This is a genomic window from Pseudomonas sp. 3B-A001-10F (assembly GCF_056313565.1).
Genome location: NZ_JBQYFW010000020.1, coordinates 1 through 25,650, shown reverse-complemented (window position 1 = coordinate 25,650; position 25,650 = coordinate 1). Strand labels below are relative to the sequence as shown.

The following is a 25,650-nucleotide window of genomic DNA, read 5'->3' as shown; positions in this document are numbered from 1 at the left end:
CTTTCGCGAGCAGGCTCGCTCCCACAGGGGATTTGTGTTGCTGCAGATGTTTAGTCTGTCAGGCCGAGAATATCCCGTGCTACGGCTTCGGCAATGCGAATCCCGTCAACACCCGCCGACAGAATCCCGCCCGCATAACCCGCGCCTTCACCGGCCGGGAACAAGCCCTTCACGTTCATGCTCTGCAGCAATTCATTTCGGGTAATGCGCAGCGGCGATGAAGTGCGCGTCTCGATCCCGGTCAACACCGCATCGTGCAGCGAGTAACCGCGAATCTGCTTTTCGAACGCCGGCAAGGCTTCACGAATCGCTTCGATGGCGAAGTCCGGTAGAGCCAAGGCCAGATCACCCAGCGCCACCCCCGGTTTGTACGACGGCTCGACTTCGCCCAGTTCGGTCGAAGGAATGTCGTTGATGAAGTCGCCAACCAGTTGCGCCGGCGCCTTGTAATCGCTGCCACCCAGAATGAACGCGTGAGATTCCAGACGTTCCTGCAACTCGATGCCAGCGAGCGGGCCGCCCGGATAATCGACTTCCGGGGTGATGCCGACAACGATGCCGGAGTTGGCGTTGCGCTCGTTACGCGAGTACTGGCTCATGCCGTTGGTGACCACGCGGTTCGGCTCGGAAGTCGCCGCGACCACGGTGCCGCCCGGGCACATGCAGAAACTGTAGACCGAACGACCGTTCTTGGCGTGGTGCACCAGTTTGTAGTCGGCGGCCCCGAGTTTCGGGTGGCCGGCGTACTTGCCCAGGCGCGCACGGTCGATCAGCGACTGCGGGTGCTCGATGCGGAAACCCACCGAAAACGGCTTGGCTTCCATGAACACGCCACGACTGTGGAGCATGCGGAAGGTGTCGCGGGCGCTGTGGCCGAGGGCCAGAACCACGTGTTTCGAATGCAGGGTTTCGCCGCTGGCCAGTTGCACGCCGACCAGTTGGCCGTCTTCGATCAGGACGTCGCTGACGCGCTCCTGGAAACGCACTTCGCCGCCCAATTCGCGGATCTGTTCGCGCATGTTTTCAACCATGCCGGTCAGACGGAATGTACCGATGTGCGGTTTGCTGACGTAGAGGATTTCTTCCGGCGCGCCGGCTTTGACGAATTCGTGCAGGACTTTGCGGCCAAGGAATTTCGGGTCCTTGATCTGGCTGTACAGCTTGCCGTCGGAGAATGTGCCCGCGCCGCCTTCGCCGAACTGCACGTTGGACTCGGGGTTGAGTACGCTTTTACGCCACAGGCCCCAAGTGTCCTTGGTACGCTGACGGACTTCGGTGCCGCGTTCGAGAATGATCGGCTTGAAGCCCATCTGTGCCAGCAGCAGGCCGGCGAAGATCCCGCACGGACCGAAACCGACGACGATCGGGCGCTGGCTCAGGTCGCTTGGCGCTTCGCCGACGAATTTGTAGCTGACATCCGGCGCCACGTTGACGTTACGGTCGTCGGCGAACTTGCCCAACACTTTGGCCTCGTCGCGCACTTCGAGGTCGATGGTGTAGATGAAGCACAGTTCGGAGGACTTTTTGCGCGCATCGTAGCTGCGCTTGAACAAGGTGAAATCGAGCAGATCATCGCTGGCGATGCCCAGGCGTTGCACGATGGCAACGCGCAGGTCTTCTTCGGGATGGTCGATTGGCAGCTTGAGTTCAGTGATTCGTAACATGGCGAGGATCCGGGTTCGCGGGGCGCACAACTGCGCCAGGGCGTTTGAAGGCCGCGATTATAAGCCGCAAAGGCCGGATCCGGTGAGGCTAAAACGCTCAGTCGTTGCGCGATCCGCCGAAATACCCGCAACCACGCTGCACCTGGCCGTCGATGCGCAACTCGGCGCTCATGTGCTGCACGCTGCCGGTGCTGCTGTCGACGCAGCGTTGCGGCGCGACCCACAATTCGATGCGCTGGTTGTTGGCTTCGCTGCTCAGATTGAAGCGGCCATCGCCCAATTGATCTTCAATATACGGCACAGCAAGTGGCGGCTGACCTTCGCGGTCGATGACCATGCCTTTGCCGCTGACTTTGACATTCCACTCCGGGCCATGGCCGGCGGCACGCAGGATAAGCAGTTTGAAGTTGGGATCGTCACACGCGGTGCCGGAGCGCTCGACACGATACAACTGAGTCAGGTCGAGTCGATCGCCGGCGACTTTGCCGCGAACATCGGCAAACAGTTTGCCTTGCTCATCAGCCAGCGTTGCCGCTTCTTGCAGAATGCTGGTGCCACCAATGTCATTGACCACCAGTTGACGCTGATCCTGACATGGCTGAAACACCAGTTTGCCGTCAGCAGCGGTCAGTTGACCCTGCATCCGCGACTGCCCGACGTGCGAAGCACTTTCTCGCTGGCCATCGAGCAACTGGCAAGCGGCAAACAATGGCAGCAGGGCAATAACGACTAACGAACGGGCAACACGCATCTTCGGCTCTCCAGACAAGTGCCGCCACGTTACGCAGCCTGACCGTTCATCACAAGGGTTTAGCCCACGTGAAATGTCTGACCTGTCTGCAAGCCTTCGACACTTTTCGCGTAGGCCAGCGCCACATCCGCCGCAGGAACCGGCTTGTAACCACGGAAATACGGGGCGTAGCTACCCATCGCTTCGAGCAGTACGGTCGGGCTGATCGAGTTCACTCGCAGGCCGCGTGGCAGTTCGATGGCGGCGGCGCGCACGAAGCTGTCGAGGGCGCCGTTGACCAGCGCTGCCGAGGCGCCGCTGCGGATCGGATCATGGCTGAGCACGCCGGTGGTAAAAGTGAAGGAGCCGCCGTCATTGGCGAATTCGCGGCCGATCAGCAGCAGATTGACCTGGCCCATCAGTTTGTCTTTAAGCCCGAGGGCGAAGCTGTCTTCAGTCATCTCGCCCAGCGGGGCGAAGGTCACGTTGCCGGCGGCGCACACCAGGGCATCGAACCTGCCAGTCTTTACGAACAATTTGCGGATCGATGCGCTGTCGCTGATATCCACCTGCAAATCACCGCTGGTGCGGCCAATGCGGATGACTTCATGGCGTTGCGACAGTTCTTTGTCCACCGCCGAACCAATGGTGCCGCCAGCGCCTATCAACAGAATCTTCATCGTGCCGTACCTCAAGTGATTGAACGAGGTTTCAGTCTAGAGTGGTTTTTTCTGTGGATAAGCGCGCTAATAGGCAACCTTTGGTTTTCAAATGGAAACAATCCATGAGCGAAATGGATGATCTGGCGGCGTTCGCAGTGTTGATCGAAGCGGGCAGTTTTACCCTGGCGGCGCAGCAGTTGGGCTGCAGCAAGGGGCAGTTGTCCAAACGCATCAGTCAGCTCGAAGCACAGTTTTCCGTGGTGCTGCTGCAACGCACCACCCGGCGCTTGAGCCTGACCGCCGCCGGCGCAGCATTGTTGCCGCAGGCCCAAGCGTTGGTCGTCCAGGTGGAAAGGGCGCGTCAGGCCTTGGCGCGGTTGAAGGACGATATGGCCGGACCGGTGCGCATGACGGTGCCGGTGTCGCTGGGCGAAACCTTCTTCGATGGTCTGTTGTTGGAGTTCTCGCACACATACCCCGGGGTGCAGATCGAGCTGGAGTTGAATAACAGCTACCGCGATCTGTCTCGGGATGGCTTTGATCTGGCAATCCGCAGCGAAGTGGCCAACGACGAGCGACTGGTCGCCAAACCGTTACTGGCATGGCAGGAAATGACCTGCGCGAGCCCGGCTTACCTCGAACGCTTCGGTGAACCGTTGACGCCGCAGGCACTGGCCGAGCATCGGTGCTTACTCAACAGCCACTACAGCGGGCGTGAGGAATGGCTTTATCACCAGCAACACGAATTGCTGCGGGTGCGGGTGTCGGGACCGTTTGCCAGCAACCATTACAACTTGCTGAAGAAAGCCGCGCTTAGCGGCGCCGGTATCGCGCGACTGCCTTCCTACTTGCTGCAAGCGGAATTGGCTGACGGTCGATTGCGCTGGCTCCTGCGCGATTTTCAGACCCGGCGCATGCCGATGTACCTGGTGCATCCGTATCAGGGTGGATTGCCGAAGCGCACGCAAGTACTCGCTGACTATCTGATCGGCTGGTTCAAGCGCAGTGGCGAGGCGCTGGATCGCCTTCAGCGCTGACTTCATTCTCCTGTGGGAGCGAGCCTGCTCGCGAAAGCGGTTTCACAGACACTTCATGTGTTGACTGAACTAACGCATTCGCGAGCAGGCTCGCTCCCACAAGGATTTAGTTTATTTTGCGAAATGGCGGGCGATCAGATGATCAATCGACAACTTGCCCGGCCCCGTCGCCATCAGGTACAGCAACACCGCCGCCCAGGTGCCGTGGGTCGGATAGGCATCGGGATACACAAACAGTTGAATGGTCAGGGTCATCCCCAACAGGGCCAACGCCGAAAAACGCGTAGCGAAGCCGATCAGAATCAGCAGCGGAAAAAAGTGCTCGGCGAACGCGGCCATGTGCGCGGCAATCTCTGGCGACAATAACGGCACGTGGTATTCGCTCTTGAACAACGGAATCGTCGAGTCGGCCAGACGTGGCCAGCCGAGTTGAAAAGTGCCGTCAATCAAGTCAATGGCCAAACCTTCAACCTTGGTCTGTCCTGATTTCCAGAACACCGCGGCAATCGAGAAACGCGCAATGAACGCGATCAGGCTGTGGGGGATTTTTTCCAGCAGCGCAATGGCGCGGGTGATGAGCGTTTTCATGGCAGTTCCTTGTTATTCAAGTGGGTAATGGCGTTGTGCGCGATCAGCAAGCCAAGGGTTTGCGCGAGGTCGAACTCAGGGCTGTTTTCCGCCGCTTTCAGCAGTGGCTGGCCATCGATCAGGTTGCGGATAAACGTACTGGCGCCGGGATCGAGGGCAAACACTTCGACGTCCAGGCCATTGCGCAATACCAGCGCGTGTTGCCTTTGGTTGATGTCGATGCCCTCCAGTGTCGCGTCGTGTTGATGTGCGCCCCAGATCGCCACCACGGCATAGGTTGAGTCGAGGAGGTGCAGGGAGGGATGAAGGTCGAGGCGCAGCTCACTCAGCGTTTGCGCATCAGTCAGGGCTGCCGTGATTTCTTCTGGCCGGACGGGCAGGGCGTCGGCGGCGTGATAGGCGAGGGTGCGCAGGTGCTCAAGGCGCGCCACGTCGGCCAGATAAGGCACGCTGCCGGCGGGTTCAAACGCTGCAATGAAGTCCGCAAATTGTTCGCCGTAGCAGCTCATCAACCGACTTTGCGGCGGTTGCTGTTGTACGAAAACGGCCGCCATGGCTCGGAAGAATTCTTCGCCCACCAATTGCGCAACCACCGGATAGCTGTCGCCCAACGCATTGCTCAGCGAGCCCTGCACGTTGTTGCGATACACCGCGAAACGGCTCGCCGGATCAGCGCCGTTGGCACTGCACAGACCTTCGGGGCAGGGCAGCCGCGTGTCAATGAGCGCAGCCGCGAAAGCGCGTTGAGTGCTCATGTGCGGCCTCCGGCCTCGCGCAAAAGCGCATCAGCCTGTTGCGCCTCGACCAGCAGCACTGCGAACGCCGGCACTTGATTGTCGCGTTCGATCAATGTCGCCACCGGGCCGGTGCGCTGCAGTACTTGCCGGTACAAATTCCAGACGGCTTGATCGATCGGCGCGCCGTGATCATCGATCAGCAAACGATCGCCGAGGCTGTCGCTATCTTCGGCAAACCCGGCCAGATGAATCTCGCCAACCCTGTGCAGGGGCAGGGTATCGAGATACGCCAACGGATCACGCTGATGGTTCACGCAGGAAACGTAGACATTGTTGACGTCGAGCAACAGGCCACAGCCACTGCGGCGGATGACCTCTGCGATGAAGTCTGCCTCATCGATCGTCGAGCGCTCGAACGCCAGATAGGTTGCCGGATTCTCCAGCAGCATGGGTCGTTGCAGGGTGTTCTGCACCTGATCGATATGCTCGCAGACGCGGTTCAGCGTCGGCTTGTCATAGGCCAGTGGCAGCAGATCATTGAGAAACACCGGGCCGTGGCTCGACCAGGCCAGATGTTCGGAAAAGGATTGCGGTTGATAGCGCCGAATCAGTTCGGCGAGGCGCTTGAGGTGCTGTTCATCCAGCGGCCCTTCAGCACCGATGGACAAGCCGACACCGTGCAGCGACAGCGGATACTGCTCGCGGATCAAACCGAGAAAATGATGAAACGGACCGCCGGCCACCATGTAGTTTTCAGCGTGGACTTCGAAGAAGCCGATGTCCGGTGATGAGCCGAGCACTTCACGAAAGTGCCCGGTCTTGAGTCCCAGCCCGGCACGGGGCGGGAGCCCGGTGAGGGCTGCCTGAGTGCGGGGTTGGGCATGGTCATTGAGGGTGAGCATGATCGTCACTCAGGCAGTTCGCGGATCAGGACTTGGCTTTGAACGCTTCCATCTGACCGAAACCGGTCGGCGAGGTCTTGCTCTCGGTGGTGGCGCAGGTGCCTTTCGGAACCAGTTTCCAGGCGTTGGCCTGGTAGTCCATTTTCGACGTGCCGGCGCAAGTGGTGCCTGCACCCGCGGCGCAATCGTTATGACCTTTCATGGCGACGCCGAAGCATTTTTCCATGTCGTCGGCGGCGTGGGCGGTGGAGACGGCGGCGATGCTCAGGGCAGAACCGAGGGCCAGAACCAGGGCAGTGGCGGACAGGGTGCGAGTGGTAGCAGTCATGATGTTTCTCCAGTCTTGTTCAGGGTTTTTACAAGCGGTTTGTGCTTGCTTACCCCACTAGAGAACGCTCACTGCGATGCGTTACAGCAACGCTCAAATCTTTTTCAAAAGAACACCCGCACATCGCCGGTGGAAGCAGAGGTAACCCAAGGAATTGAATAATAGTTATCGTAAACGGTTATTAAAAACTGTCATTTCTGACAGTTGGCAGGGTTTTCCGACTGAGTATATTGGGCTTGTGGCGGTACACATCAGGGAGAAAGACCATGAATTTGTCCGAATTGAAAAAGCTCGTGCAAGCCAGGATCGACGAGAAGGCCAATATCATCCTGGATGAAAAGGTTGTTAATGACGGCGCTGCATTTGGTGAACTGCAGATCTATTTTTGCCTGCGTCGCATTCTGAATAAAAAAGCCACTCTTGAAGACTTTGGTGTCTTGCACGCGGTGAGTGATTTGCTGCAGGCGACGGGCGTTATTTCTGCGAATCAGACGCTGGGCTCAAGAGTCATCCCCTAATGCGGGCATTCCCTCGCGGCTGGAACACTCAATTGAACAGAGAGGTGTTGGAAATGGACGATTTAGAGCGTTTGAAAAAGATAGTCATACAGTTGGGAGTCGATGAAAAAGAGATCAAAAACGAAAGCAGCTTTATCGGCGATCTCGGGATTGACGACCTGAAGAAGGTTGAGTTGGTGATGGCGATTGAGGAGGAGTTTGGTATGGATATCCCGGAAAATGCATTCGAGAACTTTATAACGGTGCAGGACGTGATCAATTATGTGAGTGTTCACAAACTTGTGTGATCATTCCCACACAGGCAACCTACTCTGCCCCGAAGCTGCCGAGGGCCGCTCCCAACAGGGGAATCCCAAGTACAAAAAAACGGCCCGAAGGCCGTTTTTTGTTGGCTGAAACACATCAACCGCCGAGATACGCCTCGCGTACTTTCGGGTCGGTCAGCAGCGCTTCACCGGTGCCTTGCATGACCACACGGCCGTTCTCCAGAACGTAGGCGCGGTCAGCGATTTTCAGCGCCTGGTTGGCGTTCTGCTCGACCAGGAACACCGTCACACCATCCTTGCGCAGCATTTCGATGATGTCGAAAATCTGCTGGATGATGATCGGTGCCAGGCCCAGCGACGGCTCGTCAAGCAGCAGCAGTTTTGGCTTGCTCATCAGCGCACGGCCGATGGCGAGCATTTGCTGTTCGCCGCCGGACATGGTGCCGCCGCGCTGGTTGAAGCGTTCTTTCAGGCGCGGGAACAGGCCGAGGACCTTGTCCATTTGTTCCTGATAGTCGCCCTTGTCGGTGAAGAAGCCGCCCATGGAGAGGTTTTCTTCAACGGTCAGACGGGCGAATACCCGACGACCTTCCGGCACCACCGCGATGCTCTTGCGCATGATCTGCGACGAGTCCTGGCCGACCAGTTCCTCACCCATGTAGCGGATGCTGCCGCTATGCGCTTGCGGCGAACCGCAGAGCGTCATCAGCAGCGTGGACTTGCCGGCACCGTTGGCGCCGATCAGGGTCACGATCTCGCCCTGACGGACTTCGACGTTGACGCTGTGCAGGGCCTGGATCTTGCCGTAGAAGGTGGAAACGTTTTCGAACTGCAGCATTTACGCTTCCCCCAGGTAGGCTTTGATCACTTCAGGATTGTCGCGGATCTGTTCCGGTGTGCCGTCGGCCAGAGGCGTGCCCTGGTTGATCACGACGATGTGGTCGGAAATGCTCATGACCAGTTTCATGTCGTGTTCGATCAACAGCACGGTGACGTTGTGCTCTTCACGCAGCACGCCGATCAGCGCCTTGAGGTCTTCGGTTTCCTTCGGGTTCAGACCGGCCGCCGGTTCGTCGAGCATGAGGATCCGTGGACGGGTCATCATGCAGCGAGCGATTTCCAGACGCCGTTGCTGACCGTAGGCCAGGGTGCCGGCGGTACGGTTGGCGAACTCTTTGAGGTTGACCTTTTCCAGCCAGTACTCGGCAAATTCCATGGCCTCGCGCTCGCTTTTGCGGAACGCCGGGGTCTTGAACAGACCGGCCAGGAAGTTGGTGTTCAGGTGACGGTGCTGGGCGATCAACAGGTTTTCGACCGCCGTCATGTCCTTGAACAAGCGCACGTTCTGGAAGGTGCGCACCACGCCTTTGAGGGCGATCTTGTGGCCCGGCAGGCCTTGGATCGGCTCGCCGTCCAGCAGGATGCTGCCGCCGGTGGGCTGATAGAAACCGGTCAGGCAGTTGAACACAGTGGTCTTGCCCGCGCCGTTCGGCCCGATCAATGCAACCACCTGTTTCTCTTTGACGGTCAGGGCCACACCGTTGACCGCCAGCAAGCCGCCGAAGCGCATGCTCAGGTTTTCGACTTTAAGAATCTCGCGGCTCATTTTCGCAACTCCATGTGTGGGCGTTGCATCGGCAGCAGACCTTGTGGACGCCAGATCATCATCAACACCATCAGGGCGCCGAACATCAACATCCGGTACTCGCTGAACTCACGCATCATTTCCGGCAACAGGATCATCACCACGGCCGCGAGAATCACGCCCAGTTGCGAGCCCATGCCACCCAGCACGACGATGGCGAGGATGATCGCCGACTCGATGAAGGTGAACGACTCCGGCGTCACCAGACCCTGACGTGCAGCGAAGAAGCTACCGGCGAAACCGGCGAACGCAGCGCCGAGGGTGAAGGCGGACAGCTTGATGATCGTCGGATTCAGCCCCAGCGCACGGCAAGCGATTTCGTCTTCACGCAGCGCTTCCCATGCACGGCCGATCGGCATGCGCAGCAGGCGGTTGATGACGAACAGCGCCGCCAGCGCCAGCAACAGGGCAACGAGGTAGAGGAAGATCACCTTGTTGATCGAGTTGTATTGCAGGCCGAAATACTCGTGGAAGGTTTGCATGCCTTCCGCAGCTTTGCGTTCGAAGGTCAGACCGAAGAACGTCGGTTTCTCGATGTTGCTGATGCCGTTCGGACCGCCAGTGATGTCGGTCAGGTTACGCAGGAACAGACGGATGATCTCGCCGAAGCCGAGGGTTACGATCGCCAGATAGTCACCGCGCAAACGCAACACCGGGAAGCCCAGCAGGAAACCGAACGTCGCCGCCATCAGGCCGGCAATCGGCAGGCAGATCCAGAAGCTCAGGCCGTAGTAGTGCGACAACAGCGCGTAGCTGTAGGCGCCGACGGCGTAGAAGCCGACGTAACCGAGGTCAAGCAGACCGGCCAGACCGACGACGATGTTCAGGCCGAGGCCGAGCATCACGTAGATCAGGATCAGCGTCGCGATGTCCACCGCGCCACGCGAGCCGAAGAACGGCCACACCAGCGCCACCAGAATCAGCGCAATGATGAAATAGCGCTGGGTGGTCGGCAGAGTCAGGAAGTTGCTGGCCTTGGCCGGAATCAGCGGCAAGCCCGGCGAGGATCGCCAGGCCTTGCTGATCTGCTGATTGAACAGCACGCGCAGGAACATCAGTACCGAGCAGATGGCGATGGTCGCCAGCACGGCCGGGCTGGTGTTGTGCACTTCCAGGTTGATGCCGACGATGGTCAGTTTCAGACCGAGTACCGGGTAGGCCACGGCCCACACCAGCAAAGCGCTGAACAGCGCCTGTTTAAGATTCCTAGTCATACTTTCTCAACCTCCGGACGGCCCAGAATGCCGGTCGGACGGAACAACAGCACCAGAACCAACAAGCCGAAAGCCACGACGTCCTTGTACTGGTCGCCGAAGATATCGGCACCAAAGGCTTCCGCCACCCCAAGCACCAGCCCGCCGAGCATGGCGCCGGGGATGCTGCCGATACCGCCCAGTACCGCTGCGGTGAAGGCTTTGAGGCCGACGAGGAAACCGGCGTTCGGGTTGATTACGCCGTACTGCATGCTCAGCAGCACAGCCGCAACGGCCGCCAGCGCGGCACCGATGACGAAGGTCAGGGCAATGATGTTGTTGGTGTTGATGCCGAGCAGGTTGGCCATCTTGATGTCTTCGGCGCAGGCGCGGCAGGCGCGACCCAGGCGAGAGCGGGAGATGAACAGGGTCAGGCCGAGCATGGCGATCAGGGTCACCACGAACACCACGATCTGCATGTAGGAAATCAGCACTTCTTGTGCGCCACCTGGGCCGAAGGCAATGTTGCCCGGAATCAGGTTGGGGATAGCTTTGTCCTTGGAGTCTTGCGCCAGCAGAACGGTGTTCTGCAGGAAGATCGACATACCGATTGCGGAAATCAGCGGGATCAGACGGTTGCTGCCGCGCAACGGGCGGTAGGCAATGCGTTCGATGCTGTAACCGTAGGAACTGGTGACGACGATGCTGGCGATAAACGCTGCGGTCATCAACAGCGGGACACTGTCGAGTCCCATCATGGTCAGCCCGGCGATGGCGATGAACGCCACGTAGGAACCGATCATGTACACCTCGCCGTGGGCGAAGTTGATCATTCCAATGATGCCGTAAACCATCGTGTAGCCGATGGCGATCAGGGCATACATGCTGCCAACGTTCAGGCCGTTAACCAGCTGTTGGAAGAAGTGATAGATGTCAGGCATTACAGCGCTCCTAAAAACCTGATACGCATTTCACTGGTGGAGTCATTTTCCCGCCCGGCCCCGTGGATCTTTATCCACTTCGAATCCGGGTTTTGCCAGCGAACCGCTGATGACGGTTTTGAGATTTTCAGGTGGGGAGACTGGCGGATCACGCCAGCGCGGCCCAATACATTCGTAAAACAAAGCCCACGGCACGCCGTGGGCTTTATTGGCAGTCAGTCAGGCAGCGCCTTACTGAGGCGACACTTCGGTTTTCGGCTTGCCGTTGTGCCACTCGTAGACCACGAATTTGAAGTCTTTCAAGTCGCCCTTGGCGTCGAAGCTCAGGTCGCCAGTAGGCGTCTTGAAGGTGCCGGCGTGAATGGCTTCAGCCACTTTCGCCGCGTCTTCGGACTTGGCTGCCTTGATGCCTTCGGCAATCACTTCAACCGCCGAGTAGGAAGGGAACACGAACGGGCCGCTCGGGTCTTCTTTCTTCGCCTTGAAAGCATCGGCCAGGGCAATGTTGGCTGGATCCTGGTCGAAGGATTTCGGCAGGGTCACCAGCAGGCCTTCGGCCGCGTCTTTGGCGATCTGAGTGATCGAGTCGTTACCCACGCCTTCCGGACCCATGAACTTGGCTTTCAGGCCTTTTTCCTGGGCTTGACGCAGAATCAGACCCAGCTCCGGGTGGTAGCCGCCGTAGTAAACGAAGTCGACGTTGGCTTGTTTGAGTTTGGCGATGATCGCCGAGAAGTCTTTGTCGCCGGCGTTGACGCCTTCGAACACGGCAACCTTGGTGCCTTTCTTCTCGAGGGTCGATTTCACGGCGGTGGCGATGCCTTCACCGTACTGCTGTTTGTCGTGCAGCACGCCAACGATTTTCGGTTTGACGTGATCGGCAATGTAGTTACCGGCGGCAGGGCCCTGGGCGCTGTCGAGACCGATGGTGCGGAAGATCATTTTGTAACCACGGGCGGTAATGTCCGGGCTGGTAGCAGCCGGGGTGATCATGATCACGCCTTCGTCTTCGTAGATGTCCGAAGCCGGTTGAGTGGAGCTGGAGCAAAGGTGACCAACCACGAACTTGACGCCGTCGTTGACGACCTTGTTCGCGACCGCTACCGCTTGTTTCGGATCGCAGGCATCGTCGTATTCAACGGCTTCGAGCTTCTTGCCGTCGACGCCGCCCTTGGCGTTGATTTGCTCGATGGCCATTTTCGCGCCACTGAACTGCATGTCGCCGTACTGGGCTACAGGACCGGTTTTAGGACCGGCGATACCGATTTTGATGGTGTCAGCTGCGAACGAATGGCTGGCAACCCCGGCCAGAACCATAGCGGCAAACAGTTTGGAAATCTGCTTAGTAGCCTTAGTCATAGTGCTCCACTCTTACTGTTGTAATTTTTTTGAGTTCTGGCGCCGTAGCAGCAGAACCGGGTCAGATATCTTTGCGATACCCTCCGGAAATGCCCCCGGCAACTGTACCGGTACAGTGTAGAGCGCCGGTTGTCAGCCTGGGAAGCGGGCGCCGAGGGGCAAAACTTCGGGGTGTCGCATTTTTGAATGAAAAAGACAGAATTGCGGCGGGGCGTTCGTGGGCATATATCCCAATCAGCAGCATTCCCTGGCGTTCCTGCTCTTTTCGTTCGGTGCAGCCATTTGCAACCGGGTTTTGCTGACGGACCACCGACGTTATTATTCGCGTCGATTTCTTTTCCGGACAGCACCCATGAATCAAGAACCTAGCACCCTCTATGCCAAGCTGCTTGGTGAAACCGCATCTATTACTTGGAAAGAGTTGGAGCCGTTCTTCGCCAAGGGTGCCCTATTGTGGGTCGACCCTGCGCTGGATTTGATCGCCGCTGCCGAGGCCGTGGCGTCGGATGATGGCGAGAAAGTGGCTGCCTGGCTGGCCGAAGACAAGGTCGCCAAGCTCTCTGAAACGCGGGCGCTGGATCTTTTCGAGCGTGATCCGTCGTTGTGGGCGGTGGTGGTTTCGCCGTGGATTATGATCCAGGAAAGGGCAGTCGCTGCTGACGTCGCACCGTGATAGTGCGGCCAGCCATCAGCGAAAAGTGTGTAGCGGAGTAGCGTGATGGCACGTTGCCGTAGAGAAACACCACAAGCGCGGGTGGCCTCACGGTGACGTAAACGTAACGGGAACAGTTTAGTAAGCAGCCTAACGGCTGCTTAATTGTTTCTGGATATTGGAAAGACAGAATCTTCAGTGAATGTGCCGGCCTCTTCGCGAGCAGGCTCGCTCCCACATTTGGAATGTATTCCCCTGTGGGAGCGAGCCTGCTCGCGAATGGGGCGACTCGTTCTCAGATCAGACCGAGAACGACTTGCCGGTATGGTTATTGAGGGAAATAACCTTGGTCTTGCCAATCCGGTGACGGTAAATCTCGCGCAGGTACTTGATCGACTTCTTCACGCAATCACGCGACAAACGAATGTCGTTGATCGAGACAAACTTCTCTTTGTCGTTGATCAACTCGCGGTACTTCTTCTCGTACATCGGTTTTATTGCATACCAGTTAGTGTCGAGGATCTTCGCCGGGTTCTCGAATTCGTTGAGCAGGTCGTCGATGCGGTCTTCGTCGAACTCTTCGTTGATGATGAAATCGAGGATCGAGTTGTCCAGGGTCTCGTCGAAACGGTACGGGTTCTTCGCGAAGCAGCGCTTGATGAACGCCACGATCAAGGTCAGGAAGTCATCCGACAGGCACGGGCTCTTGGCGATCAACGTGGTCAGCGAGAGGTTGGCCGAGGCGCCGATCACCAGCGCGTAACGCTTGAGCGTGGTATTGGGGAACAGGCTGTTGAGGTGGGTCTTCAACCGGTTCAGGTCCATGTACGACAGCTTGTAGTCTTTCGGCAACGAGACAATCGAGACCACCGACGAGCAGTTCTTGAAGAAGTGCAGGTCGTGCAGCGCGGCAGCGTCGTAGCCGGAATTCTTGTACTGCTCCAGCGAAGCGCGATAACGCTTGGACTCGATCGGCAACAGGCTGATGCCTTCAATCGCCTGGGTGACTTTGTTGAAGTGCGGCAGGTCGATCGAGCGGAAGAACAGATCGTCAATGTTCAGGCGCTGCGGCTCTTTGTCGAACACTTTGAACTTGTCGCTGCTCGGCGGCGGGGTTTCCGGCACCACCGATTCGGCGTAGGCAATTGCCACCGGGCCGGCCAGACTCATGAACAGGTCGTTGGCGTCGAGGCGAATGGTTTCGCCGATGTCGATGCCGGCGCGGCGGAAGTAGTTCTGGTCGTAGTCCGTGGTGACGGCCTGCGCTGTCAGAATGTTGAAGATCTGCTGCGAGATGTACTGGTTGGCGTGCTTCTCCATCGCATTGACATCAATGTTCTGGATGTTGCCGTCATCGCTTTCTTCGGCGTAACGCATGATGTCGTTGGAGATCAGCATCATCGCGTTCCAAGGGCGGATACGGCCCATGACGCTGGCTTCGCTGCTGTCTTCATTGGCGAAGTTGTAGGAGAAATCCCATTCTTCCGAAAGGTATTTGCACAGCAGGCGACCGGCGTTGATGTGCAGCGCCTCGGACATTTCGCTGCGGTGATCGGAGATGTTCGGCAGCACGCAGATGCCGCTGGTGAAGATCGGTTCGAACACGAACGAATGCCCGCTCTTGCCGTCATGCTCATCCATCGGCTTGGTGTCGAACGTCTTGTTCATGTACGAGTGCTGTTGGGCAAGACCGAATTCCGAGGCCATGCCGGAACCGGTGCCGCCGCCGGCACTGAAGATCGAGAAATACAGGCGCGACTGGTTGGCCTTGATGCCGCAGCTGTCGATCAGGTACGAATGGATCATTTTCCAGTCAGGGCTGGAGAAGCGCTGGGTGTCCTTGTTGAGGATGATCTTCGCCAGATACTGGCCGAGGATCGGCGCGTTACCGGCGCCACCGGCGTGGACTTCGGACAAGTCCATGATCTTCATTTTGCTGTAGTCGCGCAGGAAGCCGCTTTTCTCGCCCTTGCGTGAGAAACGGATGCGCCCGGCGATGTCCTTGTCGAGGTCGCCGAGCATCACCAGCGGTTCGACCAGGAACACCGGTTTGGTCGATTTGTTCGGGCCGATGCGCAGGTTGTTCTTGATCCACTGGGCCGGGCTGTAGCCCTTGTCGGCCAGACGCCGATCTGCCGCGCGGTCTTCGTTGTTGAATTCGTTGAGGTAAAACTTGCGCGCGTTGTACACCAGCTCCGCGACATCGAGCGCGATGTTGGAGCCGCAGCGACCGAGGCCGATCAGGCACACCGACGGGAATTCCTGATCGTTGTGCTGTTCGTTATCGCCTTCCAGGTGCGGCGGGCGCGGGAACACCAGATCACGCAAACCGTCGAGGTTGTCGAGGATGCGGTCGGTATTGGTTTCGGTGAAGTACAGGTATTGCTGAGTCGACAGCGGGCGCGACGGCAGCAATGGCTTCGACGGTGACGGGCTGTTGGCGGCGGGGCTCAAAGTCAGATCGGATACCGCAGTGGCGGGATTGTTTTTAGAAGTCATTGTGCGCCATATACCTGGACTGGGTTGGCTCGCGGGCTTTTGCCTGCGAACCTCACGGAATAAGATCTCGCGTCTTTGTGCGCGAATTGAGCCCGAGCATCAGGTTTTTGGCCTGACTGTCGCTGGGGGGAATCCTTTCCTGATCGTTGATGAATCGGCCATTATTCGGCGATCTTTAATCGAAAAGAGGCAAAATGATGTCAACGCTACCTTCGTTGGGGTTCGCCGGAATCGGTCTGATGGGCCTGCCCATGTGCCGGCGTTTGTTGGCGGCGGGTTATCCGCTGACCGTGTGGAACCGCAACCCGGCCAAGTGCGCGCCATTGGTCGAAGCCGGCGCGCGACAGGTAGCGAGCCCCGCTGAACTGTGCGAACACGCCGACGTGGTGATGCTGTGTCTGGCCGACACGGCGGTGGTTCGCCTGGTGGTTTTTGGTGCTGAAGGTATCGCCGAAGGCGCGAAAAACGGCCAGTTGCTGGTGGACTTTTCCAGCCTTGAGCCGACCGCCACGCGCGAGATGGCCACAGAACTGGCGGAGAAAACCGGCATGGCCTGGCTGGATTCACCGGTGTCCGGCGGCGTGGTCGGTGCCGAGGCGGGCAGTCTGGCAATCATGGTCGGTGGTGACGCTGCGGATCTTGAGCGGGTGCGCCCGGTGTTGCTCAATCTCGGTCAGCGCGTCACGCACATGGGCGGAATTGGCGCAGGGCAGGTGACCAAGGCCTGTAACCAGATGATCGTTGCCTGCAATGCTTTGGTCATCGCTGAAGTGGTGGCACTTGCCGAACAGGCTGGAGTCGACGCGAGCCTGATCGCTGAAGCGCTGGCCGGCGGTTTTGCCGATTCGAAACCGCTGCAGATCCTCGCCCCGCAAATGGCTGACAGCCGTTTCGAACCGATCAAATGGCACGTGCGAACATTGCTCAAGGATCTCGACACCGCCGTCAAATTCTCCCGCGAACAGGGTTCGGCGACGCCGATCAGCGGATTGGCCGCACAACTGATGCGCCTGCATGGGGCGCAAGGCTATTTGGCGCAGGATCCAGCGACACTGGTGCAAATGTACCGCGCGCCAGAATCAGCGGATTGACCGTGTGTGAATGCTTGCGCTGATTGATTTCTTCCAGCACCGGGCGCAACTCGTCCAGCGGCACGGGGCGACTGAGCAGGTAACCCTGGATGAAATCGCAGCCCGAGCGTTCAAGGAATTCGTACTGCTCCAGACTTTCCACGCCTTCGGTCACCACCTGCAAATGCAGGGTGTGCGCCATAACGATGATCGCCTGGACGATCTCCATGTCGGCGGTTGCCGTGGGAATGTCGAGGATAAACGAGCGGTCGATTTTCAGGGTGTTGAGCGGCAGGCGTTTGAGGTAGGCCAGCGAGGAATAACCGGTGCCGAAGTCGTCGATCGACAGTGAGACGCCAAGCGCGCGGATCTGTCTCAGCAATACCAGGGTGTTGGCAATGTTGCCCATCAACGCGTTTTCGGTGACTTCCAGTTCCAGCCGTCCCGGCGCCACCCCGGCGGTGCGTAATGCGCTTTCGATTTCCGTGGCCAGTTCTTCCCGGGCGAGGTTGAGTGGTGAGCAGTTCCAGGCAATTTTCAGTTCTTCGCAGCCATGCCGCGAGAGTTCGCCCAGATCCTTGCAGGCCCGGCGCAGCACCCAATTATCCAGCTCGGCAATCAGGCCGTTATTTTCAGCGATGGAGATAAAGCGATCCGGGGTCAGCAACCCGTGCAGTGGATGCTGCCAGCGGATCAGTGCTTCAAGCTTGGTGACGCGGCCGGTCTTCAGTTCGAAGATTGGTTGGTAATACAGCGTCAGGCCGTTTTCTTCGCGCAAGGCGTGGCGCAATTCTTCTTCCAGTTGCAGCTCGAAGCTGGCGCGGGTCTTGAGGTTGGAACTGAAAAAATGCAGGCCGTTGCGCCCCGCGCCTTTGGATTGATACAGCGCCAGATCTGCGTGTTTGAGCAATTCTTCGCAGGTGCTGCCATCCTCCGGAAACAGACTGATGCCGATGCTGGTGGTCATCACCATGCGACGTCCGGCCAGTTCGATCGGCTCCTTCATCTTGAGCATGATGCGCTGGGCCATGTTGCGGGCTTCTTCGCGGTCACGCAGGTTGATGAGGATGCAGAACTCGTCGCCGCCGAAGCGCGCGACCACGTCCTCATGGCTGCGCACCGAGCCTTTGATGTGCTGGGCGATGACTTTGAGCAGTTCGTCACCGGCGTCATGGCCGAGGCTGTCGTTGATCCGCTTGAAGTGGTCGATGTCGAGAAACATCACCGCGAGCATGCCGCCTTCGCTGGTTTTCTGGCTGAGTTTCTCGGCGAAGATCTGGTTGAAACCGCGACGGTTGATCAGGTTGGTCAGTGCGTCGTAGTTGGCCGCTTGTTGCAGCGACATGCGCGCCTGATCGAGCTGGCTGAGCAGGGCGTTGACGCGGCGCAGGTCCTCTTCTTTGTTCTGCAGTTTCTTGTCGGCCAGCGCCGCACTGATCGCACTGCCAAGGATCAGCAGGATGATCAGCGCCACGGTCAGGCCCAGTTGCAGATGCCCGTTATCGCCGCCGCTCGCTGTCAGGCCTCCCTCGGGAAGAACCAGATCCAGCGCAGCCATGCCGGTGAAATGCATGCTGATGATGCCGGCACCGAGAATCAGCGCAGCGCCGTACTTGAGCAAATGATGCGCCACGCCGCTGCCTTCGCTCAGATAGCGGGCCACCCACAGCGCGGCGAAACTGGCGCCGATGGCGATCGCCACAGACAGTGCGAACAGTCCTGGCTGATAGTAGGCGGTGGCGCTCGACTTCATCGCCGCCATGCCAACGTAATGCATGCCGGCGATGCCCAGGCCGATGACAAACGCGGTTTTCAAGCAATGCAACGCACTCGGCTGCGCTTCGCTCAGGGTTTGCATGGCCAGCCAAGAGGCGAGCAGGGCGATCAGCAACGAGAAAAGGGTGATGCCAAGGTCGTACTGAATGTCGATCGGTGTCTGGAAAGCCAGCATGCCGATAAAATGCATGGCCCAGATGCCGCCGGCCAGGCAGGTCGCGCCGATCCAGCGCCAGCTCCGCCGCGATCCCGGATCTTCGGCATTTACAACGCGCTCAGCCATATCCAGGGTGGCGAAACTGGCTGCGCAGGCGACCAGATACGCAACCATCACCAGGAGAGGGTTGTGACTGCAATCGAGGATGATCTGCCCGCTCTCCGGCAGCTCGGCAACAAACTGCAAACCAAGCCACTCCATAGCATGCCCCGTCTCTGAAGTCGTCCTGAGTGCGCGTTGAACGCAGTTGAATGTCAGGAGTATAGAGGCCGATTTCGGCGTGCAAGCGGTAGTGGCACATTGGCGCTAATGATTTTGGCATTAGCGTCATAGCGATTGGCGCTAAAAGCTTAAGCGATCTGCTCGAAAGGGATTTGCGCCCAATCGGGTTGCAGGGGCGGCAAGCCGAAACGCGCGCGGGCCTTATCGCAATCGACATTCTGCTCGCCATTTTCCCATGACGACTCGAATTCGCGGCAGGGGCTGGAGCGCAGTTCATAAATCGAGCACTTCACCTCGCTGCCGACTTCACCGACCAACGCCGTGCAACGCGGCGATTTGCAGTCGGTGCCGTTCATCGCCACCCGACTGGGACTGATCTGTGTGACCAGCTCATCAGGCACCGTGCCGCCGGAAGATGCGCACTCACCCCAAAAGAAAGACACGCGAAAATGGGAACAGCAGGCACCGCAATTCAGACACGGACTGACTTCAGACATGGGCGAGGGTATCAAAGGGATTGATCGGGAGATCCGGACGGATCCGGCGGCCATTCTAGGCTTTGCCGCAGACTTGGGAAGGGGGGCAGGAAACTATTTTTTTGTGGCAAGGTTTTGCTGCAAAAGCCCCGGTTTTCGGGGGATTTCAGGCTTATCAAGGGCTTACGTTTCGTTACAGTGCCATGGGTCGATATCAGGCAGACGAATGATCACAGACAGCCTTTGCGCGGCTGACTAGATTGCAGGTTCCGGGCTCGGATGCGGTGGCAGTGAAGCCCTATAACAATAAAGAGACGGACCCATGCAGAACTCGACCCAAGCGGCGAATGCCTGGCGCATTCTGTTCCTGCTGTTCCTCGCCAACCTGTTCAACTTTTTCGACCGCACCATTCCGGCGATCATCATCGAGCCGATCCGCATGGAATGGCACCTCAGTGACTTTCAACTGGGCATCGTCGGAACCGCATTCACCATTGTTTACGCGATTGCCGGACTGCCGCTGGGGCGGATGGCCGATACCGGTTCGCGCAGCAAGCTGATGGGCTGGGGCCTGGCAACGTGGAGTGCGCTGACGGCAGTCAACGGCTTGGTCGGCAGTTTCTGGAGCTTCCTGATCGTGCGCATGGGCATCGGCATCGGTGAAGCCAGTTATGCGCCGGCGGCCAACTCGCTGATCGGTGATTTGTTTCCGGCTCATCGTCGGGCGCGGGCGATGGGCATTTTCATGCTCGGTTTGCCGTTAGGGCTGTTGCTGGCGTTTTTCACCATCGGGGCGATGGTCAAGGCGTTCGACAGCTGGCGTGCGCCGTTCTTTATTGCCGCAGTACCAGGGTTGATCCTGGCGATTTTCATGTTCTTCATTAAAGAGCCGAAGCGCGGGGCGGCGGAAACCGTGCAGGTTTCGCAAGAAAAGGTCGACAAGCCGATCCGGCGGATTCTGGCGGTGCCGACTTTTCTCTGGCTGGTGATGGCCGGGTTGTGCTTCAACTTTGCGACGTATGCCTGTAACTCGTTTTTGGTGCCGATGCTGCAACGCTATTTCCTCATGCCGTTGCAGGAAGCGGCGGTGGCCACCGGAGTTATCGTTGGCGTGACCGGGCTGGTCGGCTTGACCCTGGGCGGCTGGATTGCCGACAAAATTCACCAGCGTGTGGCCAACGGGAGACTGTTGTTTGCCGCGCTCAGCCTGATCATTTCAACGCTGTGCACGGCGTGGGCGCTGCACGCCGGGCGTATCGAGATCGGTGTGTTCGTGGCGGTGTTCAGTGTCGGCTGGCTGTTCGCCTACAACTTCTACACCTGCGTTTATACGGCGATTCAGGACGTGGTCGAACCGCGCCTGCGAGCGACGGCGATGGCGTTGTTCTTTGCCGGGTTGTACCTGCTGGGCGGTGGTCTGGGGCCGGTGGTAGTGGGGGGCTTGTCGGATCATTTTGCGCACACGGCGATGCTGGCGGCGGGGGCGGAGCAGATGACCGAAGCGTTCAAGGCAGTCGGGCTGCATGATGCGATGTACCTGATTCCGGTGGCGCTGTTCTTGACCATGGTGTTTCTGTTTTTGGCGGCGCGGTGTTTTGTGCGCGATGCACAGCGGATGAAGGCGGGGTTGGTGGCGGTGGTTGAGCCAGAAGTTGCAGCGGCGACGGCATGATGATCGTTCCCACGCTCTGCGTGGGAACGCAGCCCGGGACGCTCTGCGTCCCTTTCCGGAGCTGGAACGCGGAGCGTCCCCTGAGGAATTCCCACGCAGAGCGTGGGAACGATCTACGGCAAACAAAAAAGGCCCGCATCACTGCGGGCCTTCTTGTTTTCAGCGATAGCGCGAGGGGCGATTAACCCGCCACCAACACCCGAATCGCTTCCAGGCGCAACGCCGCTTTATCCAGCATCGCCAGACCCTGCTCACGTTGCGTGCGCAGCGCATCCAGTTCGCTGTCACGTACGGTCGGGTTGACCGCTTGCAACGCGGTCAGGCGCGCCAGTTCTTCGTCGGTGTCGGCGGCCAGACGGCGGCGGGCCTCGGCCACGCGCTCGGCGTGACGCGGCGCGATCTTGTCTTCACCGGCGTTGATCCGTGGCGTCAGTTGATCGCGCTGGGCCTGGATGAACTTGTTGGCGCTGGCACGCGGCACGCTTTCCAACTGATCGTTCAGTGTTTCGAACGATACCCGTGGCGACAGGTCGTTGCCGTTGGCGTCGAGCAGGCAGCGCAGGGCGGCCGGCGGCAGGTAACGGCCCAGTTGCAGCGAACGCGGCGCGACCACTTCGCTGACATACAGCAATTCCAGCAACACGGTGCCCGGCTTCAGGGCTTTGTTCTTGATCAGTGCGACAGCGGTGTTGCCCATCGAACCGGACAGCACCAGATCCATGCCGCCCTGCACCATCGGGTGTTCCCAAGTGATGAACTGCATGTCTTCGCGCGACAGCGCCTGGTTGCGGTCGTAGGTGATGGTCACGCCTTCGTCGTCGCCCAGCGGGAAACTGGCGTCGAGCATTTTTTCGCTCGGCTTGAGGATCAGGGCGTTTTCCGAATGGTCTTCGCTGTCGATGCCGAACGCGTCGAACAGGGTTTCCATGTAGATCGGCAGGGCAAACTGATCGTCTTGCTCAAGGATCGCCTCGACCAGCGCTTCACCTTCGCCGGCACCGCCGGAGTTCAGCTCCAACAGACGGTCGCGGCCGGTGTGCAGCTCGGCTTCGAGACGCTCGCGCTCGGTGCGCGCTTCGTCGATCAGGGCTTGCCACTCGCTGTCGTCGGCTTCTTCGAGCAGCGGCAGCAGGCGCGGGCCGAACTGGTGCTGCAAGGCGTTGCCAGTCGGGCAGGTGTTGAGGAACGCGTTGAGCGCTTCGTGGTACCACTGGAACAGGCGCTCTTGCGGGCTGGTTTCCAGGTACGGCACGTGCAGTTCGATGATGTGTTTCTGGCCGATCCGGTCGAGACGACCGATACGCTGCTCAAGCAAATCCGGGTGCGACGGCAGATCGAACAGCACCAGGTGGTGCGCGAACTGGAAGTTACGACCTTCACTGCCGATTTCCGAGCAGATCAGCACTTGCGCGCCAAACTCTTCGTCGGCGAAGTAGGCGGCGGCGCGGTCACGCTCAAGGATGTTCATGCCTTCGTGGAACACCGTGGCCGGGATGCCGGAACGCACGCGCAAGGCGTCTTCCAGATCCATCGCGGTTTCGGCGTGGGCGCAGATCACCAGCACTTTGGTGCGCTTGAGCATTTTCAACTGATCGATCAGCCATTCGACGCGCGGGTCGAATTTCCACCAACGCTCTTCTTCGCTGGCGTCCGGCTGGGCCTGGAAGCTGACTTCCGGGTACAGCTCGGCGTGTTCGCCCAGCGGCAGTTCGAGGTATTCGTCCGGGCATGGCAGCGGGTACGGGTGCAGTTTGCGCTCCGGGAAACCCTGCACGGCGGCGCGGGTATTACGGAACAGCACGCGGCCGGTGCCGTGGCGATCGAGCAGTTCACGCACGAGGCGCGCGCTGGCTTCGGTGTCGCCATCGTTGACCGCGGTCAGCAAGGCTTCGCCTTCGTTGCCGAGGAAACCCTGAATGGTTTTGTGCGCTTTGGCCGAGAGACGGCCCTTGTCGAGCAGTTCCTGCACGGCTTCGGCCACCGGGCGATAGTTCTCGCTCTCGGCGCGGAAGGCAGCCAGGTCATGGAAACGGTTCGGGTCGAGCAGGCGCAGACGGGCGAAGTGGCTGTCCTGGCCGAGTTGTTCCGGGGTGGCGGTGAGCAGCAGCACGCCCGGAATGACTTCGGCGAGTTGCTCGACCAGCGAATATTCCGCGCTGGCTTTCTCTTCGTGCCAGACCAGGTGGTGCGCTTCGTCGACCACCAGCAAATCCCAACCGGCCGCGAACAGTGCGTCCTGGGCCTTCTCGTCGTCGACCAGCCATTCCAGCGCAACCAGCGCCAGTTGCGTGTCTTCGAACGGGTTGGCGGCATCGCTTTCGATGAAACGCTCTTCGTCGAACAGCGCAACTTGCAGGTTGAAGCGGCGGCGCATTTCAACCAGCCACTGGTGCTGGAGGTTTTCCGGGACGAGGATCAGCACGCGGTTGGCGCGGCCCGAGAGCAGTTGGCGATGGATCACCAGACCGGCTTCGATGGTTTTACCCAGACCCACTTCGTCCGCCAGCAATACGCGCGGCGCGATACGGTCCGCGACTTCGCGAGCAATGTGCAATTGGTGCGCGATCGGCTGAGCGCGAACGCCACCCAGGCCCCAGAGCGACGATTGCAGTTGGCGGCTGGTGTGTTCGAGGGTGTTGTAACGCAGCGAGAACCACGCCAGCGGATCGATCTGGCCGGCGAACAGACGGTCGCTGGCCAGACGGAACTGAATGAAGTTCGACAGCTGGGTTTCCGGCAGGGTGACGGCTTCGTTCTGCCCGTTGAGACCGTGATAGACCATCAGCCCGTCAACGTCGTCGACTTGCTGCACGGTCATTTTCCAGCCTTCGAAGTGGGTGATGCTGTCACCCGGCGAGAACCGCACGCGGGTCAGGGGCGCATTCCGTAGCGCGTACTGGCGGGTTTCGCCAGTGGCCGGGTAAAGCACGGTCAACAAGCGGCCGTCCTGTGCCAGAACGGTGCCTAAACCAAGCTCTGCTTCGCTGTCACTGATCCAGCGTTGCCCCGGTTGATACTGCTGCGCCATGCTGCCTGACTCCCACCTTGAAAAAGCGGGCTATCTTAACGGAATGCAGGCTTCAGGGCCAAAGATTACTGGCGTAGGCGCTGCCGTAGGCTGCGATCTTTTGATCTTTGAGAACCCTTGAGGTTTGAGCTGTCAGATGAATATCGCAGCCTTCGGCAGCTCCTGCACGTGCCAAGTGCGTCACAGATTTTCGACCAGTGGCTCAAGGCGCCTTTGCCGCAGCCGATAGCCTGCAGACAGGAGACCCTTTATATGTTGCCACCGATGCTCCCTCTGAGCGCTGTGCCGATCACTTCCCAGCAGGATCCGATCCGCCAGCGGCCGGACATTCCTCCGGTGGTGCCGGTGCAGGAAAGCTCCAACGAAAGCACAATCGATCTGCAAAAGCGCGATCCGGAAGAGGATCGCCTGCTGGCGCGTGAAGAACAACGCCGTCAGCAGGAGCGTGATCGACGCCGTCGCGAAGCCGACGAAGACCCGGAAGAACACCTCGCCGTGCCCGGCACCGAGCTCAACGCCGACAACACCGTGCCGGTGGTGCCGCTGATGGAAGATCAGCCGCGTCAGGGCTTGTGGGTCGATATCGAGATTTGAGTCGCTGTACCGCGTGGGGCGCGCCGGCTGGTCAGCGCGCGTCTGAGGCTGCATTATTGGCGCAGTCCTGCCGCTGATGTGGCAGTTGTGATTCTTTCAAGTGATGTACTGACGCCATGAGCCAAGACGACAAACTGATTGACCTCAGCACTGAGCGCGCCAAGCGTGTGCATGACATTAAAGAGAAGCGGCTGAACGAAGTGCGCCAGGCGTTCGAGCAGGCGATGCCGTTGGGAAAAGCCAAGAAAAAGTCGAAAAACAAGCCGAAAAAGCGTTGATCTCCCCCTGCATCCGTTGATGCAGGTCATTTAATTTCCCTCCTTTATCCTCCTTCGTTGCTGGTATTGATCCCGGTCAATTTGTGCGCCTGTGTGTTTGGTAACTTAGTCCCATCGCAGCAGAGCAGGGGCCAGGAGGCCAGTCATGTTTTTCGATAACGTGGTGTTTGCCGGGGTCCTGACTGTAGGGCTGATGGTTCTGTTTTTTGCAGGGTTTGGATTTTTTATCTGGAAGGATGCGAATAAGCGCAAGAAGTGATTCTTCTGGATTGATGAGCACGCAAGGCATTTTGGGGCGACTTCGGTTGCCCCTTTTTTTTGTGTCTTCGCGGCCTTTGGGCCGACCATGTTCTTTGGGTTTTTGGGTGTATATCCGTTGCTTCGGGGGCTGCGGCTGGCGGTTTCGCCCTTACGGCGACTCACTTTTTTACAAGCGCCTAAAAAAGTAAGCAAAAAACGCTTGCTCCTACGTGCGGCCCGCTCGCTGGGGCTCGGGGTTCCTTCGCTGCGGGATCGATCCGGGCGCAGCGTCTACGGTTTGCTTCGCTGCACCTCCTCTCGCTGTGTTTGGCTGCGCCAAACGGTCGCTGCGCTCC

At 59.0% G+C, this 25,650-nt stretch carries 25 protein-coding genes; 9 read left to right on the top strand and 16 right to left on the bottom strand.

Features of this window, described 5'->3' with window-relative positions; translation table 11 throughout:
- Window positions 1–50: 50 nt before the first annotated feature.
- The 3 genes from AC0ZWN_RS18465 to AC0ZWN_RS18455 all read right to left on the bottom strand — a co-directional run bounded on the left by AC0ZWN_RS18465 (window position 51) and on the right by AC0ZWN_RS18455 (window position 3,074).
- The gene (locus AC0ZWN_RS18465) at window positions 51–1,664 is read right to left on the bottom strand and encodes an NAD(P)/FAD-dependent oxidoreductase (protein WP_476336017.1); all 1,614 of its coding nucleotides are present in this window, start codon (window positions 1,662–1,664) and stop codon (window positions 51–53) included.
- Window positions 1,665–1,761: 97 nt separating this feature from the next.
- Window positions 1,762–2,415, bottom strand: a complete 654-nt coding sequence (locus tag AC0ZWN_RS18460) for a COG3650 family protein (protein WP_095049137.1) — start codon at window positions 2,413–2,415, stop codon at window positions 1,762–1,764.
- 59 nt (window positions 2,416–2,474) lie between these two features.
- Complete coding sequence (locus tag AC0ZWN_RS18455) at window positions 2,475–3,074, bottom strand: short chain dehydrogenase (RefSeq protein ID WP_476336015.1); 600 nt, start codon at window positions 3,072–3,074, stop codon at window positions 2,475–2,477.
- A gap of 104 nt (window positions 3,075–3,178) precedes the next feature.
- On the opposite strand from AC0ZWN_RS18455, the gene AC0ZWN_RS18450 reads away from it, so the two are divergent.
- On the top strand, window positions 3,179–4,093 hold the full coding sequence (locus AC0ZWN_RS18450; RefSeq protein WP_476336014.1) for a LysR family transcriptional regulator: 915 nt from the start codon (window positions 3,179–3,181) through the stop codon (window positions 4,091–4,093).
- A gap of 111 nt (window positions 4,094–4,204) precedes the next feature.
- Here the strand turns inward: AC0ZWN_RS18450 and AC0ZWN_RS18445 are convergent, their stop codons facing one another.
- The 4 genes from AC0ZWN_RS18445 to AC0ZWN_RS18430 are packed head-to-tail and all read right to left on the bottom strand — an operon-like array spanning window position 4,205 to window position 6,648.
- Window positions 4,205–4,681 (bottom strand): DoxX family protein, encoded by a 477-nt coding sequence (locus AC0ZWN_RS18445; protein ID WP_099758192.1) that lies wholly within the window; start codon window positions 4,679–4,681, stop codon window positions 4,205–4,207.
- Window positions 4,678–5,436 (bottom strand): HvfC/BufC N-terminal domain-containing protein, encoded by a 759-nt coding sequence (locus tag AC0ZWN_RS18440; RefSeq protein ID WP_116254516.1) that lies wholly within the window; start codon window positions 5,434–5,436, stop codon window positions 4,678–4,680. Before AC0ZWN_RS18440 ends, AC0ZWN_RS18445 begins: the two co-directional genes overlap by 4 nt.
- Entirely contained in the window at window positions 5,433–6,320 is an 888-nt protein-coding gene (bufB, locus tag AC0ZWN_RS18435) for an MNIO family bufferin maturase (protein WP_093438708.1), read from the bottom strand. Before bufB ends, AC0ZWN_RS18440 begins: the two co-directional genes overlap by 4 nt.
- Window positions 6,321–6,345: 25 nt before the next feature.
- Entirely contained in the window at window positions 6,346–6,648 is a 303-nt protein-coding gene (locus AC0ZWN_RS18430; protein ID WP_034154994.1) for a BufA1 family periplasmic bufferin-type metallophore, read from the bottom strand.
- 266 nt (window positions 6,649–6,914) lie between these two features.
- Between AC0ZWN_RS18430 and AC0ZWN_RS18425 the strand changes: the two genes are divergently transcribed.
- A complete protein-coding gene (locus tag AC0ZWN_RS18425) occupies window positions 6,915–7,166 on the top strand; it encodes a hypothetical protein (protein WP_476336011.1) in 252 nt (83 codons plus the stop codon).
- Between the two features lie 53 nt (window positions 7,167–7,219).
- The gene (gene acpP / locus AC0ZWN_RS18420) at window positions 7,220–7,453 is read left to right on the top strand and encodes an acyl carrier protein (RefSeq protein ID WP_476336010.1); all 234 of its coding nucleotides are present in this window, start codon (window positions 7,220–7,222) and stop codon (window positions 7,451–7,453) included.
- 115 nt (window positions 7,454–7,568) lie between these two features.
- On the opposite strand, the gene AC0ZWN_RS18415 is transcribed toward acpP, so the two are convergent.
- The 5 genes from AC0ZWN_RS18415 to AC0ZWN_RS18395 all read right to left on the bottom strand — a co-directional run bounded on the left by AC0ZWN_RS18415 (window position 7,569) and on the right by AC0ZWN_RS18395 (window position 12,570).
- Window positions 7,569–8,270 carry an ABC transporter ATP-binding protein gene (locus AC0ZWN_RS18415; protein WP_008082262.1) on the bottom strand — a complete coding sequence of 234 codons (702 nt, stop codon included), beginning with the start codon at window positions 8,268–8,270 and terminating at the stop codon, window positions 7,569–7,571.
- Window positions 8,271–9,038, bottom strand: coding sequence for a high-affinity branched-chain amino acid ABC transporter ATP-binding protein LivG (gene livG / locus AC0ZWN_RS18410; protein ID WP_041478028.1), 768 nt, complete (start codon window positions 9,036–9,038; stop codon window positions 8,271–8,273). It abuts the gene before it with no gap.
- Window positions 9,035–10,291, bottom strand: coding sequence for a high-affinity branched-chain amino acid ABC transporter permease LivM (locus AC0ZWN_RS18405; RefSeq protein ID WP_093438700.1), 1,257 nt, complete (start codon window positions 10,289–10,291; stop codon window positions 9,035–9,037). Before AC0ZWN_RS18405 ends, livG begins: the two co-directional genes overlap by 4 nt.
- On the bottom strand, window positions 10,288–11,211 hold the full coding sequence (livH, locus tag AC0ZWN_RS18400) for a high-affinity branched-chain amino acid ABC transporter permease LivH (protein WP_007918526.1): 924 nt from the start codon (window positions 11,209–11,211) through the stop codon (window positions 10,288–10,290). Before livH ends, AC0ZWN_RS18405 begins: the two co-directional genes overlap by 4 nt.
- A 231-nt stretch (window positions 11,212–11,442) precedes the next feature.
- Window positions 11,443–12,570 carry a branched-chain amino acid ABC transporter substrate-binding protein gene (locus AC0ZWN_RS18395; RefSeq protein ID WP_093438696.1) on the bottom strand — a complete coding sequence of 376 codons (1,128 nt, stop codon included), beginning with the start codon at window positions 12,568–12,570 and terminating at the stop codon, window positions 11,443–11,445.
- 352 nt (window positions 12,571–12,922) lie between these two features.
- Here AC0ZWN_RS18395 and AC0ZWN_RS18390 point away from each other — a divergent pair, with 352 nt between their 5' ends.
- The gene (locus tag AC0ZWN_RS18390; RefSeq protein ID WP_186623706.1) at window positions 12,923–13,243 is read left to right on the top strand and encodes a DUF2288 domain-containing protein; all 321 of its coding nucleotides are present in this window, start codon (window positions 12,923–12,925) and stop codon (window positions 13,241–13,243) included.
- A gap of 279 nt (window positions 13,244–13,522) precedes the next feature.
- On the opposite strand, the gene AC0ZWN_RS18385 is transcribed toward AC0ZWN_RS18390, so the two are convergent.
- Window positions 13,523–15,721, bottom strand: coding sequence for a hypothetical protein (locus AC0ZWN_RS18385; RefSeq protein WP_095049146.1), 2,199 nt, complete (start codon window positions 15,719–15,721; stop codon window positions 13,523–13,525).
- A gap of 194 nt (window positions 15,722–15,915) precedes the next feature.
- On the opposite strand from AC0ZWN_RS18385, the gene AC0ZWN_RS18380 reads away from it, so the two are divergent.
- On the top strand, window positions 15,916–16,812 hold the full coding sequence (locus AC0ZWN_RS18380) for an NAD(P)-dependent oxidoreductase (protein ID WP_476336006.1): 897 nt from the start codon (window positions 15,916–15,918) through the stop codon (window positions 16,810–16,812).
- On the opposite strand, the gene AC0ZWN_RS18375 is transcribed toward AC0ZWN_RS18380, so the two are convergent.
- Both AC0ZWN_RS18375 and AC0ZWN_RS18370 read right to left on the bottom strand, forming a co-directional pair.
- Window positions 16,703–18,985: a putative bifunctional diguanylate cyclase/phosphodiesterase gene (locus tag AC0ZWN_RS18375; protein ID WP_476336005.1), complete on the bottom strand. Its 2,283-nt coding sequence runs from the start codon at window positions 18,983–18,985 to the stop codon at window positions 16,703–16,705. The genes AC0ZWN_RS18380 and AC0ZWN_RS18375 overlap by 110 nt on opposite strands.
- A gap of 149 nt (window positions 18,986–19,134) precedes the next feature.
- Window positions 19,135–19,503: a YkgJ family cysteine cluster protein gene (locus AC0ZWN_RS18370; RefSeq protein WP_034155003.1), complete on the bottom strand. Its 369-nt coding sequence runs from the start codon at window positions 19,501–19,503 to the stop codon at window positions 19,135–19,137.
- Between the two features lie 301 nt (window positions 19,504–19,804).
- Between AC0ZWN_RS18370 and AC0ZWN_RS18365 the strand changes: the two genes are divergently transcribed.
- Window positions 19,805–21,154: a spinster family MFS transporter gene (locus AC0ZWN_RS18365; RefSeq protein WP_476336003.1), complete on the top strand. Its 1,350-nt coding sequence runs from the start codon at window positions 19,805–19,807 to the stop codon at window positions 21,152–21,154.
- A gap of 181 nt (window positions 21,155–21,335) precedes the next feature.
- Here the strand turns inward: AC0ZWN_RS18365 and rapA are convergent, their stop codons facing one another.
- A complete protein-coding gene (rapA, locus tag AC0ZWN_RS18360; RefSeq protein ID WP_476336001.1) occupies window positions 21,336–24,182 on the bottom strand; it encodes an RNA polymerase-associated protein RapA in 2,847 nt (948 codons plus the stop codon).
- A 252-nt stretch (window positions 24,183–24,434) separates the two neighbouring features.
- Between rapA and AC0ZWN_RS18355 the strand changes: the two genes are divergently transcribed.
- From AC0ZWN_RS18355 to ccoM, 3 genes are all read left to right on the top strand, one after another.
- On the top strand, window positions 24,435–24,776 hold the full coding sequence (locus tag AC0ZWN_RS18355; protein ID WP_003222394.1) for a hypothetical protein: 342 nt from the start codon (window positions 24,435–24,437) through the stop codon (window positions 24,774–24,776).
- A gap of 116 nt (window positions 24,777–24,892) precedes the next feature.
- On the top strand, window positions 24,893–25,054 hold the full coding sequence (locus AC0ZWN_RS18350; RefSeq protein WP_007918490.1) for a hypothetical protein: 162 nt from the start codon (window positions 24,893–24,895) through the stop codon (window positions 25,052–25,054).
- A 145-nt stretch (window positions 25,055–25,199) separates the two neighbouring features.
- Complete coding sequence (ccoM, locus tag AC0ZWN_RS18345; RefSeq protein WP_003222396.1) at window positions 25,200–25,313, top strand: cytochrome c oxidase subunit CcoM; 114 nt, start codon at window positions 25,200–25,202, stop codon at window positions 25,311–25,313.
- Window positions 25,314–25,650: the final 337 nt, after the last annotated feature.

Bases quoted from the DNA above. Each gene is read 5' to 3' on its own strand.
- rapA (WP_476336001.1), bottom strand. From the start codon at position 24,182: ATGGCGCAGCAGTATCAACCGGGGCAACGCTGGATCAGTGACAGCGAA.
- AC0ZWN_RS18380 (WP_476336006.1), top strand. From the start codon at position 15,916: ATGATGTCAACGCTACCTTCGTTGGGGTTCGCCGGAATCGGTCTGATG.
- AC0ZWN_RS18440 (WP_116254516.1), bottom strand. From the start codon at position 5,436: ATGAGCACTCAACGCGCTTTCGCGGCTGCGCTCATTGACACGCGGCTG.
- AC0ZWN_RS18465 (WP_476336017.1), bottom strand. From the start codon at position 1,664: ATGTTACGAATCACTGAACTCAAGCTGCCAATCGACCATCCCGAAGAA.
- AC0ZWN_RS18375 (WP_476336005.1), bottom strand. From the start codon at position 18,985: ATGGAGTGGCTTGGTTTGCAGTTTGTTGCCGAGCTGCCGGAGAGCGGG.
- livG (WP_041478028.1), bottom strand. From the start codon at position 9,038: ATGAGCCGCGAGATTCTTAAAGTCGAAAACCTGAGCATGCGCTTCGGC.
- AC0ZWN_RS18385 (WP_095049146.1), bottom strand. From the start codon at position 15,721: ATGACTTCTAAAAACAATCCCGCCACTGCGGTATCCGATCTGACTTTG.
- AC0ZWN_RS18370 (WP_034155003.1), bottom strand. From the start codon at position 19,503: ATGTCTGAAGTCAGTCCGTGTCTGAATTGCGGTGCCTGCTGTTCCCAT.
- livH (WP_007918526.1), bottom strand. From the start codon at position 11,211: ATGCCTGACATCTATCACTTCTTCCAACAGCTGGTTAACGGCCTGAAC.
- AC0ZWN_RS18350 (WP_007918490.1), top strand. From the start codon at position 24,893: ATGAGCCAAGACGACAAACTGATTGACCTCAGCACTGAGCGCGCCAAG.
- ccoM (WP_003222396.1), top strand. From the start codon at position 25,200: ATGTTTTTCGATAACGTGGTGTTTGCCGGGGTCCTGACTGTAGGGCTG.
- AC0ZWN_RS18355 (WP_003222394.1), top strand. From the start codon at position 24,435: ATGTTGCCACCGATGCTCCCTCTGAGCGCTGTGCCGATCACTTCCCAG.
- AC0ZWN_RS18390 (WP_186623706.1), top strand. From the start codon at position 12,923: ATGAATCAAGAACCTAGCACCCTCTATGCCAAGCTGCTTGGTGAAACC.
- AC0ZWN_RS18365 (WP_476336003.1), top strand. From the start codon at position 19,805: ATGCAGAACTCGACCCAAGCGGCGAATGCCTGGCGCATTCTGTTCCTG.
- AC0ZWN_RS18395 (WP_093438696.1), bottom strand. From the start codon at position 12,570: ATGACTAAGGCTACTAAGCAGATTTCCAAACTGTTTGCCGCTATGGTT.
- AC0ZWN_RS18450 (WP_476336014.1), top strand. From the start codon at position 3,179: ATGAGCGAAATGGATGATCTGGCGGCGTTCGCAGTGTTGATCGAAGCG.
- AC0ZWN_RS18460 (WP_095049137.1), bottom strand. From the start codon at position 2,415: ATGCGTGTTGCCCGTTCGTTAGTCGTTATTGCCCTGCTGCCATTGTTT.
- AC0ZWN_RS18415 (WP_008082262.1), bottom strand. From the start codon at position 8,270: ATGCTGCAGTTCGAAAACGTTTCCACCTTCTACGGCAAGATCCAGGCC.
- AC0ZWN_RS18430 (WP_034154994.1), bottom strand. From the start codon at position 6,648: ATGACTGCTACCACTCGCACCCTGTCCGCCACTGCCCTGGTTCTGGCC.
- bufB (WP_093438708.1), bottom strand. From the start codon at position 6,320: ATGCTCACCCTCAATGACCATGCCCAACCCCGCACTCAGGCAGCCCTC.
- acpP (WP_476336010.1), top strand. From the start codon at position 7,220: ATGGACGATTTAGAGCGTTTGAAAAAGATAGTCATACAGTTGGGAGTC.
- AC0ZWN_RS18455 (WP_476336015.1), bottom strand. From the start codon at position 3,074: ATGAAGATTCTGTTGATAGGCGCTGGCGGCACCATTGGTTCGGCGGTG.
- AC0ZWN_RS18445 (WP_099758192.1), bottom strand. From the start codon at position 4,681: ATGAAAACGCTCATCACCCGCGCCATTGCGCTGCTGGAAAAAATCCCC.
- AC0ZWN_RS18425 (WP_476336011.1), top strand. From the start codon at position 6,915: ATGAATTTGTCCGAATTGAAAAAGCTCGTGCAAGCCAGGATCGACGAG.
- AC0ZWN_RS18405 (WP_093438700.1), bottom strand. From the start codon at position 10,291: ATGACTAGGAATCTTAAACAGGCGCTGTTCAGCGCTTTGCTGGTGTGG.